The following is a 14842-nucleotide window of genomic DNA, read 5'->3' on the forward strand; positions in this document are numbered from 1 at the left end:
GAAACTTGCGGGCTTTATCCCTGCAGAATGCGTGCAACCTGAGGAGAGAAATAGGTCAGAATTCCGTCGCATCCGGCGCGTTTGAAGGCCAGAAGGCTTTCCAGCATCACCTTCTCGCCATCGATCCAACCGTTTTGGGCTGCGGCCTGAATCATCGCGTATTCGCCCGATACCTGATAGGCATATGTCGGCGCACCGAAACTGTCTTTCACGCGGCGGCAGATATCCAGATAAGGCATGCCCGGCTTGATCATCACCATATCCGCGCCTTCAGTCAGGTCGCGTTCGATCAGGCGCAAGGCCTCGTCCGAGTTTGCGGGGTCCATCTGGTAGGTCTTCTTGTCGCCCGTCAGGGCCCCCGATGCACCGACCGCATCGCGGAAGGGGCCATAAAACGCACTGGCGTATTTTGCGGCATAGCTGAGGATCGTCACGTTGTGATGGCCTGCACCTTCCAGCGCGCGACGCATCTCCCCGATCCGGCCGTCCATCATGTCCGACGGGCCGATGATATCCGCACCGGCGTCGGCTTGTGCCAGCGTCATCTTTACCAGTGCCTCGACGGTCTGGTCGTTCACGATTTCTCCCTCAACGACATATCCGTCGTGGCCGTTGATGTTATACGGGTCAAGTGCCACATCCGTCATTACAGCAATGTCCGGAGCCGCCGCCTTGATTGCCCGAATGGCCCGGTTTGACAGGTTGTCGGGGTTCCATGCCTCGGCGCAGTCTTCGGTTTTCAGCGCAGGGTCGGTATAGGGAAAGAGGCAAATCGCAGGAATCCCAAGGGCCTGGGCCTCGACTGCCGCTTTGGCAATCAGGTCAACCGATCTGCGAACCACACCAGGCATCGAAGGCACGGGCTCTTCAATACCTTCGCCATCGCGCACGAAAACCGGCCAGATCAGGTCATCCGTTGTCAGCGTGTTCTCACGCACCAGCGCACGAATTGCCTGTGATTGACGGGCGCGGCGAAAGCGGGTCATGGGAAATGGGGCAATGGTCGGTTTCATGGCGCGTTCTCCTTGAACATTCGTGCATTGGGTGGCATGAATTCACAAAGGTCTCAAGGGTATCAATGGACGCGCGCCTAGATGGAACCCCCCTGAGTAGTGCGAATAAAGGGTTGGGTTTGGACTGGTACTCTTCGATCTTTGAACTCATCGACATGCGCAGCTTTTCGAATCTGTGGTTCTGGATCGTACTGGCGGTACTCTGGTCGTCGGCCAGCCACTGGGTGATGGGCATCCCGTACGATCTGGTTGTCCGCGCCCGCCGGATCGGAGGTCAGGTCGAAACCGATCTGCTCGACATCGTTCGCATCCATACAAACCGGATTCTGTTGATTGTCGACATGTCTGGAACCATCCTTCTGGCGTTTGGATGTTTTCTGTTTACCGGGATGGCCACGCTTGGGTTCTATTATGATGTTGAGTTCGCGCAGGCCCTTTTTTTGCTTTTGTTCCCAATGACCTTGGTGCTTTTGGTGAACATTGCACACGCAAGGCGCCTCAGGCGGCAGGACTTGACGCTCGAAACTGTCTCTAAAACAATTTCCCGCTGCCGCCTGTACACCCAGATCATCGGTATGATCTCGATACTGGTCACTTCGCTCTGGGGCATGTATCAGAACCTTTCGATTGGCGTTCTGGGATAGAAGATTCTGAAAGGCGAGGCGATGAAGGCTCCGAACCACGTGACAGTTGGCGGTGCCCCCGAAGGGTTTGACGCGCAGCTGGTGCTGAACGAGATTGCCCGCAGCAAGGGGCCGGTGGCCCATGTCGCACGCGATGACAAGCGGATGGAAGCGATGCGTTCCGCACTGGCGTTCTTTGCGCCTCAGATGCCTGTCTTTGTGTTTCCGGGCTGGGATTGCCTTCCTTATGATCGGGTCTCGCCCAATGCGGATATCTCAGCGGCGCGCGTCGCCACACTGGCGGCGCTGGTTCACCAGATGCCCCAACAGTATGTATTGCTGACCACGCTGAACGCCGCGACCCAACGCGTCCCGGCACGAGAGGTATTGCGTGAGGCGGCGTTTACTGCCCGAGTTGGCCATCGCATAGATGAAACCGCTCTGCGAAACTTTCTGGTGCGTATGGGGTTCACACAAAGTCCAACGGTGATGGAACCCGGCGATTACGCCATCCGTGGCGGCATCATCGACATCTTCCCTCCGGGAGAGACGGGCCCGGTTCGGCTGGACCTGTTCGGCGACGTTCTGGACGGTGCGCGACGCTTTGATCCGGCGTCCCAGCGAACAACCGAAAAGCTGGACATCGTTGAACTTGCACCGGTGTCCGAAGTCATCCTGGACGAGGCCGCCATAACCCGGTTCCGCCAGAACTATCGCATTGAATTTGGTGCCGCCGGTACAGATGACCCATTGTATGAGGCCGTAAGCGCGGGCCGCAAACATCAGGGGATCGAACACTGGCTGCCGTTCTTCCACGAAAAACTGGAGACATTGTTCGACTATTTGCCGGATGCGGTGATCACTGTCGATGATCAGGTGACGCCCGCGCGTCTGGCGCGTTGGGATACGATTGCGGATCAGTACGAAACCCGGCGACTGGCGCTGGAAAACCGATCCCGCATGGACACGGTCTATAAACCCACACCTCCGGGGTTGTTGTATCTTGACGATACCGCCTGGGAGGCGGCGGTCGCGGATCGTCGGGTTTTGCAGTTCAGCCCGCTGCCGCAAGCCTCTGGCCCCGGTGTCATCGACGTGGGCGGACGCATCGGGCGCAACTTTGCACCGGAACGCCAGCAGGAAAGCATCAGCCTGTTCGGTGCTTTGGCCAGTCACATCACTGCAAAGCTCGACAAAGGCCCGGTGCTGATCGCCTCATATTCCGATGGCGCACGGGAACGCCTGACCGGCCTGATCGAAGACGAAGGGTTGGCCGAGGCGATACATGTGGCCAATGGCACCCGCATTGGAAAACGCGGCTTGCACCTTGCCGTCTGGGCGTTGGAGCACGGGTTCGAAACTCCTGATCTAACAGTGATCGCTGAACAGGATGTGCTGGGCGACCGGCTGATCCGTCAGCCCAAAAAGCGCCGCAAGGCTGAAAACTTTCTGACCGAAACCCAATCGCTCAGTCCTGGTGATCTGGTTGTACACGTGGATCACGGCATAGGTCGTTACATGGGAATGGAGGTCGTCACCGCAGCCGGTGCCGCCCATGAATGCCTGTTGCTGGAATATGCTGAACAGGCAAAGCTGTACCTGCCGGTCGAAAACATAGAACTGCTGTCGAAATACGGACATGACGAAGGTCTGCTGGACCGTTTGGGCGGTGGCGCATGGCAGGCAAAGAAGGCCAAGCTGAAAGAGCGCATCCGCGAGATGGCCGATAAGCTGATCCGCATCGCCGCTGAACGCGCGTTGCGCAAAGCCCCGGTCATGGATCCGCCGCCCCACGCGTGGGAGGAATTCAGCGCGCGATTCCCGTATCAGGAAACCGAAGACCAGTTGCGAGCGATCTCGGATGTGATGGAAGATATCCATTCCGGCGCACCAATGGATCGTCTGATCTGCGGTGACGTCGGCTTTGGCAAGACCGAGGTTGCCATGCGCGCCGCATTTGTCGCCGCCATGTCGGGCGTTCAGGTTGCGGTTGTAGCGCCCACGACCCTGCTGTCCCGCCAGCATGCCGCGAGTTTCAGAGAGCGCTTTCGGGGGTTCCCGCTGGAGGTGCGGCAATTGTCGCGCTTTGTTTCGTCAAAAGAAGCCCAGAAAACCCGTGACGGGCTGGCCCGCGGGACAGTGGACATTGTGATCGGAACGCACGCTCTTTTGGCCAAGAACATACGGTTCAACAATCTGGGGCTTTTGATCATCGACGAGGAACAGCATTTTGGCGTGGGACATAAGGAACGGCTGAAACAACTGCGCTCAGACATTCACGTGCTGACCCTGACCGCGACACCGATCCCGCGCACGCTGCAACTGTCGTTGACCGGCGTGCGCGACCTGTCGATTATCGGAACACCTCCAATCGACCGACTGGCGATCCGCACCTATGTCAGCGAGTTCGATGCCGTTACAATCCGAGAAGCGCTGCTGCGTGAACACTATCGTGGGGGGCAGAGTTTCTATGTAGTACCGCGCATCTCGGACCTGCCTGAGATCGAAGAATTTCTGAAAGATCAACTGCCTGAGCTCACTTATGTGGTCGCCCATGGCCAGATGGCAGCGGGTGAGCTCGATGATCGGATGAACGCGTTTTATGACGGGAAATTCGACGTGCTGCTGGCCACGACAATCGTCGAAAGCGGGCTGGATATTCCGACGGCGAATACGATGGTCGTGCACCGCGCGGACATGTTTGGCCTTGCGCAGCTCTATCAAATCCGGGGCAGGGTGGGGCGCTCGAAAACCCGTGCCTATGCTTACCTGACCACCAAACTGCGTCAGAAATTGACCGCTGCCGCCGAGAAACGCCTGCGTGTTCTGGGCTCGCTGGATACGTTGGGGGCCGGGTTCACTCTGGCCTCGCAGGACCTTGACATACGTGGTGCGGGCAACCTGTTGGGTGAAGAACAATCCGGCCAGATGCGCGATGTCGGCTACGAGCTTTACCAATCCATGCTGGAAGAGGCGATTGCCAAGATCAAAGCCGGCGAGATGGAGGGGCTGTCGGATGCGGACGATCAATGGGCCCCGCAGATCAATCTGGGTGTGCCGGTTCTGATCCCCGAGAACTACGTGCCAGATCTGGATGTGCGCCTGGGGCTCTATCGCCGCCTGTCATCGCTGTCGACAAAAGTCGAACTGGAAGGCTTTGCTGCGGAATTGATCGACCGTTTTGGCAAATTGCCGAAAGAGGTGAATACCTTGATGCTGGTTGTGCGGATCAAGGCCATGTGTAAACGCGCCGGGATCGCAAAGCTTGACGGCGGGCCGAAAGGCGCGACCATCCAGTTTCACAATGACAAATTCGCCTCGCCGCAGGGACTGGTTGAGTTCATTCAGAAACAACGCGGTATGGCCAAGGTCAAAGACAACAAAATCGTCGTGCGCCGGGACTGGAAAAAGGACAGCGACAAGATCAAAGGGGCTTTTGCAATTGCCCGGGATCTTGCTGAAAAAGTGGTCGCGGCGCAAAAAAAGGTCAAAGCAGGTTGAGATGTGAGAAGGGGCTCTGCCCCCGCTGCGCGTTCCGCGCATCTCCCCCGGGATACTTACGGCCAGATGAAGAAGCGGATCCCTGCTTCATCTGGCTAAAAATATCCCCGACGGAGGCATCGTGCGTCAGCACGATTCCCGCCTAAACACGCATTGCAGCCTGCGCACAGAAACAGGACGCTGCAACCGCCCGATCAGCGCGGGCCAGAGCCAGATCCAGGCGTTGTTTGACCTGTAGGATTTCAACATCTTCCCCGCGGGCTTTGAGACAATCGTACAGCCCCTTCAGGCTCCACACGTTGTCGGGATGGATCGAAGCGCGGCTGAGCGAGCCGCCAAGGCCTAGATCTTCGCGATAGACGGCCTCCGCTTCTGCCGCATGACCTTGTTCGAACAGCAACGCGCCAAGCGCGTGGCGGGTGGGCTGCATCCATCCCCAGGGTTCGTCATAGGGCAAGGTATCGTCCAGCTCGACCGAGCGGCGCAGATGGGCAAACGCGATTTCAAACTTGCCCTTGCGGTACTCGATCTCACCACGCAGCATTTCCCGCGCAATTTCCAGCAGGTCAATCACACGGTTGTTGTGCAGCCTACGTGTTTCCGGAACGCATTCTTTGGCGGCAAGAAACAGATTTTCCTCGGCCTCGGCATTGGCGATATCACCGGTTGCTGCATGAGCGATGGCGCGCGCGTAGTGCGTTGTAGCCGTCAGGGTGCGGAACAGGTCTGGGTCTGAGGGTAGTTCCAGCGCCTTGGCCTCGTCCCAGCGGCCAAAACGGATCAGGATATGAGGACCCATGGACATGTAGCTTTCGAAGTAATCGGCCATCGGTGGGCTTTCGATGCGCAGCAATTCTTCCGGCGTTGTGTCCCACAATCCCTGATTGGCACGTAGGGCCGGTTCAATCTGTCCAAGAAAAAGCGCTCCGTAGATAGCAAAGTGATAATCGTGCTGGCGATAGCCTGTGTAGATGTTGAACGCGCCTTCGCGCTCGTAATATTTCAGGTCGGCTTCCGAGGCTTTTTCGTTCCAGTGCACAACGTTGTGGTAATGTCCGCAAAGCACATCGATATGCGTCGGCATATGTACCAAGTGGCCTGCATCCGGAACCAATGTGCGCAGGACATCCCCTGCTTTCAGGGCTTTCTCTGGTGTTGGAGACATTTCCATCAGATGAACATAGAGGTGCAGCAGGCCTGGGTGAGACATCGCAGACGGATCGTTTGCCATGGCCCATTCAAGCGCATCCTGCGCTTCCTTCGTTGCCGCGCCCTGGGCGGGTTGGCCCGTATTCAGATCCCACATCTGCCATGGTGTCAGGTTCAGCAGCGCTTCGACATAGATGGTACGCAAGTCGAGGTGGTCCGGGTGTGCCGCAAATGCCGCGCGCATCGCGTCGGCAAAATCGTGGTCCCATTGGTGCATGTCCTCCACCGGATCACGTTGCGGGTAACGCGCAGGCAGGGCCTGAATCAGGGCCTGTTCGACGGCAGTACACCCTGCGAGCAGGCCAAGGGCTTTCTGCATCGCGTCGTAAGCCCGTGCCAACGCTTCTTCCCGACCTCTCTCATCCAGCAGGTCCCACGGGAGGTTGTAGTTTGGTCCGGCGGCATACGCGACACCCCAATAGGCCATTGCGCAATTCGAATCATGCTCGGCCGCGCGTTGAAAACAGACCACCGCCTCTTCGTGATTGTAACCGTATGTCCAGTTCAGGCCACGGTCGAACCACAGCTGAGCTTCGGGACTGGATGTGGAAATCGCGCAGGAATAGTTGCCCAGATCGTAGTAATCGCACATCGCAGTTCCTCCCCTTAAGTTCTGGGTAGGATAGCGTGTTTCACCCGCGATTCACAGGTCAGGCTGGCAGCCGTTCTTCGATGCGACCCATGTGGATCATCAGGCCAAACGCCAGAACGCACATACTCAGAATGCCGATTGTCAAAGGCGCGATGGACCCGTTGAACAGAAGCCCGATCGGCGCGGCGATTGCCGCGGCCATTACTGTTGAGATCGACCCGACAACCGACGCGGCCATGCCTGCGATGTGGCCCATGGGCTCCATGGCAATGGCATTCAGATTGCCGATGGTTACACCAGCCATGAAAAAGACCATCGTCTGCCAGAAGACAAACAGGGCAAATGACATATCGGGTGAAAGGTTCGCCATGTTCAGGATGATGACGACAGACGTGATGGCAATCTGCGCGCCGAAGGCGAATGTGACCATCCGGCGCATCCCGACGCGCACCACCAAAGCTGCGTTCAAAAGGCTGGCCGAACCTGACATCAGGGCGACAAATCCGAACCAGAAGGGAAAGCTGTCGGCCCGATCATGGATCACGTCATAGACCGGCTGCACCATAGTCAGCATGGTGAACAAGGTCCCCATGCACAAGGTCTGCACGAAGATAGACAAGCGCACGGTGGGATGGGCAAACATTTCGTTCACGGCCGCAATCATCAGATGCAGACGGAAGGGACGGCGGTTCTCGACGGCCAGGGATTCGGGCAGTCGTGTGCCCATCCACATCACGACGATCAGGGCAAACAGGATGAAGGACATGAATATCCCGCGCCAACCGAAGAGGGCAATAACGCCCGCACCCAGCATCGGGGCCGCTGCTGGTACCAAAGTGAATATCATCATAGCGATTGAGATGATGCGCGCCATTTCCCGGCCCGAATACAGGTCACGGATGATGGCCATCGCCACGACACGTGGCCCGGCAGCGCCCAGACCCTGCACAACACGCGCAATCAGCACAAGCTCCAGCGAAGAACTGGCCCAGGCCACAGCCGAAGCCGCAATGTACAAAAGCGCACCGCAAAAGATCACTGGCTTGCGCCCCAGCGCATCCGATAGTGGGCCGGTAAAGAATGTACCGATACCCATTCCCAGAACGAAGGATGTCAAGATCAGTTGAGCGCGATTGACGTCATCGGGGCTAAGCTGCGCGCCGATTTCGGGCAGGGCAGGCAGCATTGAATCGATCGAAAACGCGATAGTGGCGAACATCATTGCGATCAGCGCAATGAATTCCGCCTTCGACATGCGGTTGGCCATGAAGCACTCCTAACCTGTTCGCGCTATCACGGTGAATCGGGTTAGACCAGACTGGAAATTCGCACAGACCTCTGTGCTATTCTGCAGGAGAAGCCTCAAGTTGAGACATGATCTCGGCGATCACTTTCTCCCACATTTCAGGTGGTTGAGCACCCGGAACGGCATGTTGGTTGGCAACTATGTAGGTCGGGACCGAACTGACGCCCATTTCGCGTGAGTGGGTGTCGCGGTTTCGAATATCCTCGCGGTCAGCGTCGGATTTCAGCAGCTTCATGACCACTGCGGCGTCCATTCCGGCACTGTCTGCGATGTCGGACAGAACCTCAGGGTCGCCGATATCGCGGGCCTGAACAAAGTAGGCGACAAACAGCGCGTCAACCACGGCATTCTGTTTGCCTTCGATCCCGGCCCAATGGATCAGACGATGTGCATCCAGCGTGTTGGGCGTGCGCTTCATGCCTTCGAAGTCGATCTTTAGACCGGCGTTTTCAGCATGTTCAACCACGGGCGCATAAGCACGCACGGCACCGTCCTTGCCGCCGAACTTGCGTTCCAGATATTCGCGACGATCCATACCTGCGTCCGGCATATCAGGGTTCAACTGAAACGGATGCCATTCGATGACAAAAGGGTGCTCGGGCACATTGGCCAATGCTTTGTCCAGATGCGTTTTGCCGATATAGCACCACGGGCAGATCGGATCGGACAGGATGTCGAGCTTGACGGTCTGGGTCATGTGGCTGGTGCCTCGAAATAGGCCGGCAACGCCCGGCGCAGGAGTTTCCCATTGCCGCCGGTGGGCAGCGCTGACAGGTGGATGAAGGCGCGCGGTTGTTTGTAACGTGCCAGATTGGCCTCGACATAGGCGCGCAGGGCCGCATCGTCCAGCTTTTCCGGGCCGGTATAGAAGGCTGCTATCACAAATGTGTCCGGTTTGACCTCGACCGCAGCCGCGCCGACCTGCGTGATGCCGGGAAAACGGGACAGGGCAGCTTCGACCTCGACCGGGGACACGCGGTAGCCTCCGGCATTCATCATGTCGTCGTCCCGGCCCAGATAACTGATCTGGCCGTCCACTGCCATTGCCCCTTGATCTCCGGTCAGGAACCATTCGCCTTGCATCCGGGTTTCAACTTCATCGGGTGCATTGAGGTAGGTCAGCATCAATCCGGGGTCAGACCGATGAATGGCAATGGTGCCTTCTTGCCCCTGCGGCACCGGGCCGTCCGGGCCCAGAATGGCCACGCGACGACCCGGTTGCGGGTGCCCCAATGCGTCGCCGCGCGCAGGGTGGGCCGGGCTGGAGGATATGAAGGTCGAGCATTCCGACATGCCATAGGCTTCGAACAACTCCGTACCGGTGGCGCTTGACCATTTCTCGTGCAGGGCGCGCGAAAGCTTTTCCCCCGCGCATAAACCGTGGCGCAGGTCAGGCAAGCTGATTTGCTCATACTCCTGCACCAACTTGCGAAAGACCCCCGGTGCCGCAGCAAAGATCGTTGCGCGATGCTGGCGGAGCAGAGCGGGCAAGGCGGAGATGTCCGTGCCCGGTTCCGGGATCAAGGCGGTTGCGCCGATGGTCCACGGGTCCATCAGCCCGGTGCCAAGTGTATAGGTCCAGTTGAACGCTCCGGCGTGACACAGCCGATCGGACGCGCGCAGACCATACCAACCATCGACCATCATCTGCCGCGCCCAGATTGCCCGATGGGCGTGGGCCACGGCACGCGGACTGCCCGAGGTTCCCGAGGTGTAGACGACATATGCCATGCGCTCGGGGTCGCCCAGGTCATAGCTGGCGGGTGGAATGTCGCGCATGGCCTTTAATGCATCCAACTCGATCTGTCTGGGATGAGGCGCGCATGAGACAGCGGGATCACGAAGAACCGCAGCCGGGGACAGATCGTCGATCATTCTGGCGGTTTCGGGTTCCGTCAGTTGCGACGAAGTCGGCACCGGAATGATACCCACTGAAATCGCGCCCAGATAGGCAATCGGGAATTCCACCGTATTGCCGAGCCGCATCAGAACGGTATCGCCGGGTGTCAGACCTGATTGCAGCAACCCCGCGCCTGTGCCCAACACGGCAGATTGCAGGTCGCGATAGGTCCAGTCCTGCGCGCCGTGGGGCATTAATACCGACAAAGCCACTTTGTCAGGAACCTGATCGGCACGGCCAAGGACATGCGCCGCCAGATTGAACGGTGCGGGGCAGGGCGCGGGCGCCCCCTGATCGAAGACAGATAACATGGCCATTGGCTAACGCGGTGTCTGGCGCGTTGCAAGCGCGGCTGGCCAAGCCTATAGAGAATGGCATGAGCACCCAAGATCCCAAATCCCTGATCCGAATTGCCCGCGATTCCGGCGATCACACCGAAGTTGAACCGCTGGACCTTGGCGCGCGCGTGCGCGAATTGCGAAAAGCGCGGAAATGGACGCTGGAGCAGGCCGCCAGTCAGGCCGGTTTGGCCCGTTCGACCCTCAGCAAGATCGAGAACGGGCAGATGTCACCTACCTATGACGCGCTCAAAAAGCTTGCGGTTGGGTTGGAAATCTCGGTGCCTCAGCTTTTCACACCGCCGCAGCGGGACCAGGTCATCGGTCGGATGGCGATTACCCGGATGGGCGAAGGGGCGGCCCATGCGACAACGACCTACGAGCATGAGTTGCTGGCTGAAACCCTGACCAAGAAGCACATGCTGCCCTACCGTGCGCGGGTTCGGGCACGGTCCATGGACGAATTCGACGGCTGGGTGCGCCACGATGGCGAAGAGTTCATGTATGTTCTGACTGGTGTTGTCCGGCTCTATACCGAGTTCTATGAGCCGGTCGAAATGCGTAGGGGTGACAGCGCCTACTACGATGGCAGCATGGGCCATAACGTAATCTCCGTCAGTGACGAAGATGCGACAATCCTTTGGGTCACATCACTTGCTTAGCGAGGCGCGGCAGAATTCTCTGTTCAGACCTTCGGTGAACAGGAAATCTTCGACCTCTTCATGAGCTTCGTTCATGGTTAACTGGTGACGCTCTGCCAGATAGGCTTCGAACCCTTTACGATCTTTTGATACGCGCATCATGTCCTGGTCACGCAAATTCGGAAAACGCCGCTTTGCACGTGCGTAGGCCGCATTCCAGTCTTGTGTCAGATCCGTCCAGTTCATCATGTATGAGCTTTCCTTATGTAGCGTTTAGGACTGCTCTCCCCCTCTTTAGGGTACGTAATGGGTGCCGTTAGGGAAGACATGACAAAATGTCGCAGCATGCCACTGCATTCCTTTTACAAGATTGTGCCTCTGCAATACCTGCCGCAACAGGGCAGCAGGCTTGAAACTGTTGAAAGTACCTGCGGATCAGGAGACCTGTTTGGTACGGAACCGGGTATTCCCGGCGCGCAGGTTGTAAAGGCGACCTCCATCTTTGGGCTATGTCTAAATACCGCGATTCAATGCAGCTTTTAACGTTGACCGAAGCAGGCTGAAGGTGCGTCTCATGGGATCATCCGGCGCCCGATATGGCTTGCATGTGAGGCTGTGACCTGCTGTCGCCAAACGTTTCCCTGAGTGTGATGGCCATGTGCTGAATTCCGCCGACAGGCGTAGTTTTCCGGGGCCAATCGTGCTGGAAGCGCGAAGGAATCGCGTTTTTCAAGGGGTCCGCCAACACCCCGCGGAGAACAGCCGGTGTCGTGCAAAGCCCGGCTGCCCTGATGTTCACGTGATTACCCGGCGTCGTACCACCACACTTCCGGCATGTATTGCGGTCCGTCGCCATAAATTGGCACAGTCTCAGGGAACTTGAGCTCGCGGATGTGGGCAATCCGCCCGACATCAAAACTCCAGATCGGGATGACATAGCGACCGGCTGTCAGAACTCGATCAAGCGCGCGGGTTGCAGCGGTAAAATCTTCAGGTGTTTCCGAGGCGAGCATGGCGTCAATCATAGCATCAACAGCGGGCGAGGCCACGCCCATCAGGTTGCGTGTACCGGGTGTGTCCGCGTTCTCGCTTCCCCAATACAAACGCTGTTCGTTGCCGGGAGACAGTGAAAGAGCACGCCGGAAAGGCGTAACATCAAAATCCAGTTCCCCGGTGCGCCCGACATACTGCGCGTTGTCGACCTGTTCCGTCATGACCTGAATGCCAAGTCGTTCCAGCGCGCGGGAATAAATCTCGACCACCGACGCCATCTCGCTATCCCCCTGCTGTAGCAAGACCGTCATTTTGAACGGGTCACCATTCGTGTTGCGCAGAACCCCGTCCTGAACGGTCCAACCCGCTTCGGTCAACAGTTTGGTGGCTTTGCGAATATTTGCGCGGTTGCGGGCTGAACCGTCGCCCTTCGGCAGCTCATACCCCTCCAGCGTGCCGGGGATCAGATCCGAGGCAAAGGGTTCCAGCAGGGCTTTTACCTGCCCTTGGGCCGGTCCGGGCTGCATGGCCAAGTCTGAGCCCGAGAAGTAGGACGTAATCCGTGGCTGCGCCCCACCAGTGATCGTGTCGTTGATGAACTCGAAATTGAAGGCCAGCGTCAGGGCCTCGCGAACGCGCCAGTCGTCGAACGGGGCCTGGCGGGTGTTCATCACGAACCCGGTCATGCCTGACGGTTTGCCATTCGGGATCTCGGTCTTGATGACATCGCCGCGCTGAACGGCGGGGAAGCTGTATTGCGTGTCCCATTTGTCGCCGTTGAACTCACGCACCGCTGATAGTTCACCGGCTTTGAAGGCTTCGAACAGAACGCTGCCGTCGCCGTAGAACTCGATCCGCATTTCATCCAGATTCATGGTGCCGCGACGGAACGGGATATCCTGCCCCCAATATTCGGGGTTGCGACGAAGGTTCACATAGCGCCCCGCCTCATAGCTTTCGATCACATAGGGGCCGGTGCCGATTGGGACATCGTGCAAAGCGGCGTCGGCAAATTCCTTGTCCTGCCACTGCGCCTTTTGCAGGATCGGACGCATCCCTGCGAGAAGGGCAAGTTCGCGATCCGGCACGTTGAAAGTAATCCGAACCGAACGCGGGTCAGTCTGTTCGATCCTGTCGATCTTGTCCCAAAAACCGCGATAGCGCAGATGTCCTTGAGTACCGAGCGTCTCGTATGACCAGATCACGTCGTCAATCGTGACCGGGGTACCGTCAGAAAAGCGGGCCTCTTCCCGCAGGGTAAATTCAACCCAAGACCGGTCCGGAGCCGTCTCAACTGATTCGGCTAACAGCCCGTAAAGTGTGAAAGGTTCGTCCCAGGATCGCCCCATCAGGCTTTCATGGGTCCAAAAAGGCAATTGCCAGGGCGAGGTGCCTTTTTGCAAAAACGGGTTCAGGCTGTTATAGCCGCCGGTATTTCCGAAAACGACTTTACCGCCTTTGGGCGCATCGGGGTTGGCATAGGGTAGGGACACAAAATCCGGTGGTAGGGCCGGGTCCCCATACATAGCTATGCCATGAGACGATTCTGCATGGGCGACAGAGATCATGAAAATGCTGGCGATTCCCGCCACAAGTGGTCGAAACGGTCGGAGAAAATCCGGGCTCATTTTGGAAACAATCCTGCTCTGGCCTTATTTTGTTGGGATTCACCGTAGTGATGATTTTTCATATTATCAAACTTTTAGCTTGGACGAAGGCGTGGAATTGCTTATAAAGGATGCACTGCTCGATAGGTTTCTTGCCTGTATGAAACCTGCCTCAATAACTTAACGCCCGCTTCGTGCGGGCGTTTTTTTTGGCTGCTTGAGAAGTGTCAGGCTGGGATTTCAGGCAGGTGTGTTTCCCCGTTTTCTTTGCAGGTGCAGCATGGCATTGTGCACCAAATCATCGCATCAGGGAGAACGGTCATGAGCCTTTCCGGCAAAACAGCAATCATCACGGGGTCTAATTCTGGCATCGGACTGGGGGTCGCGCGCGAGCTGGCGAAGGCCGGAGCAGATGTTGTCCTGAATTCCTTTACGGACCGTGACGAAGATCATGCGCTGGCCGCTGAGATTGCCAAAGAGACCGGAACCAACGCGCGTTACATCAAGGCGGATATGTCAAAAGGCGAAGAGTGCCGGGCGCTGATTGAGCAGGCCGGAGCTTGCGACATACTTGTGAACAACGCGGGCATTCAGTTTGTTTCCCCGATCGATCAGTTTCCGGCGGAAAAATGGGACGCGATTATTGCGATCAACATGAACTCGGTCTTTCACACGACCGCTGCCGCACTGCCGATGATGCGCAAGGCGGGTTGGGGTCGTATCGTGAATATCGCCTCGGCCCACGGCCTGACGGCGTCGCCATTCAAGGCAGCCTATGTTGCCGCCAAGCACGGGGTGGTGGGGATGACCAAGACCGTTGCGTTGGAAACCGCGCAAGAACCTATCACCTGCAACGCCATTTGCCCGGGCTATGTGCTGACACCCCTGGTCGAGGCCCAGATCCCGAACACAATGAAGGAATACAATATGAGCCGCGAGGAGGTTGTAAAAAACGTGCTTCTGGAACGGCAACCTTCCAAGGAATTCGCCACGGTTGAGCAACTGGGCGGAACAACCATTTTCCTGTGCTCAGACGCGGCGGCGCAGATCACGGGAACCACGGTTTCTGTCGATGGCGGCTGGACCGCCTTGTGATTGGCCTTGGGGGCGCTGCCCCCA

The 14842-nt window shown here is 57.8% G+C and carries 11 protein-coding genes; 4 read left to right on the forward strand and 7 right to left on the reverse strand.

From position 1 onward, the window contains the following. Positions 1–14: 14 nt before the first annotated feature. Complete coding sequence (hemB, locus tag AC2FND_RS00505; RefSeq protein WP_496767272.1) at positions 15–1013, reverse strand: porphobilinogen synthase; 999 nt, start codon at positions 1011–1013, stop codon at positions 15–17. Positions 1014–1132: 119 nt separating this feature from the next. Between hemB and AC2FND_RS00510 the strand changes: the two genes are divergently transcribed. Further along, a complete protein-coding gene (locus AC2FND_RS00510) occupies positions 1133–1657 on the forward strand; it encodes a component of SufBCD complex (RefSeq protein WP_496767335.1) in 525 nt (174 codons plus the stop codon). 21 nt (positions 1658–1678) lie between these two features. Next, positions 1679–5137 carry a transcription-repair coupling factor gene (gene mfd, locus AC2FND_RS00515; RefSeq protein ID WP_496767274.1) on the forward strand — a complete coding sequence of 1153 codons (3459 nt, stop codon included), beginning with the start codon at positions 1679–1681 and terminating at the stop codon, positions 5135–5137. Positions 5138–5279: 142 nt separating this feature from the next. On the opposite strand, the gene AC2FND_RS00520 is transcribed toward mfd, so the two are convergent. From AC2FND_RS00520 to AC2FND_RS00535, 4 genes are all read right to left on the reverse strand, one after another. Beyond that, entirely contained in the window at positions 5280–6938 is a 1659-nt protein-coding gene (locus AC2FND_RS00520; protein ID WP_496767275.1) for a tetratricopeptide repeat protein, read from the reverse strand. Between the two features lie 58 nt (positions 6939–6996). Next, on the reverse strand, positions 6997–8205 hold the full coding sequence (locus AC2FND_RS00525; protein ID WP_496767277.1) for a multidrug effflux MFS transporter: 1209 nt from the start codon (positions 8203–8205) through the stop codon (positions 6997–6999). Positions 8206–8281: 76 nt separating this feature from the next. Then, positions 8282–8941, reverse strand: coding sequence for a DsbA family oxidoreductase (locus tag AC2FND_RS00530; RefSeq protein ID WP_209596463.1), 660 nt, complete (start codon positions 8939–8941; stop codon positions 8282–8284). Further along, positions 8938–10455 carry a class I adenylate-forming enzyme family protein gene (locus tag AC2FND_RS00535; protein WP_209596461.1) on the reverse strand — a complete coding sequence of 506 codons (1518 nt, stop codon included), beginning with the start codon at positions 10453–10455 and terminating at the stop codon, positions 8938–8940. The genes AC2FND_RS00530 and AC2FND_RS00535 overlap by 4 nt, the downstream gene beginning before the upstream one ends. A gap of 65 nt (positions 10456–10520) precedes the next feature. Between AC2FND_RS00535 and AC2FND_RS00540 the strand changes: the two genes are divergently transcribed. Beyond that, positions 10521–11144 carry a helix-turn-helix domain-containing protein gene (locus tag AC2FND_RS00540; protein ID WP_209503779.1) on the forward strand — a complete coding sequence of 208 codons (624 nt, stop codon included), beginning with the start codon at positions 10521–10523 and terminating at the stop codon, positions 11142–11144. Here the strand turns inward: AC2FND_RS00540 and AC2FND_RS00545 are convergent. Together AC2FND_RS00545 and AC2FND_RS00550 are read right to left on the reverse strand one after the other, a co-directional pair. Further along, a complete protein-coding gene (locus tag AC2FND_RS00545; RefSeq protein WP_209503780.1) occupies positions 11133–11372 on the reverse strand; it encodes a hypothetical protein in 240 nt (79 codons plus the stop codon). The two genes, AC2FND_RS00540 and AC2FND_RS00545, sit on opposite strands and share 12 nt — an antisense overlap. Positions 11373–11926: 554 nt before the next feature. Beyond that, positions 11927–13744 (reverse strand): extracellular solute-binding protein, encoded by a 1818-nt coding sequence (locus AC2FND_RS00550; RefSeq protein WP_496767279.1) that lies wholly within the window; start codon positions 13742–13744, stop codon positions 11927–11929. 300 nt (positions 13745–14044) lie between these two features. Between AC2FND_RS00550 and AC2FND_RS00555 the strand changes: the two genes are divergently transcribed. Beyond that, on the forward strand, positions 14045–14818 hold the full coding sequence (locus AC2FND_RS00555) for a 3-hydroxybutyrate dehydrogenase (RefSeq protein WP_496767281.1): 774 nt from the start codon (positions 14045–14047) through the stop codon (positions 14816–14818). Positions 14819–14842 lie beyond the last annotated feature (24 nt).

It is taken from the genome of Ruegeria sp. BHSB056, assembly GCF_059613305.1.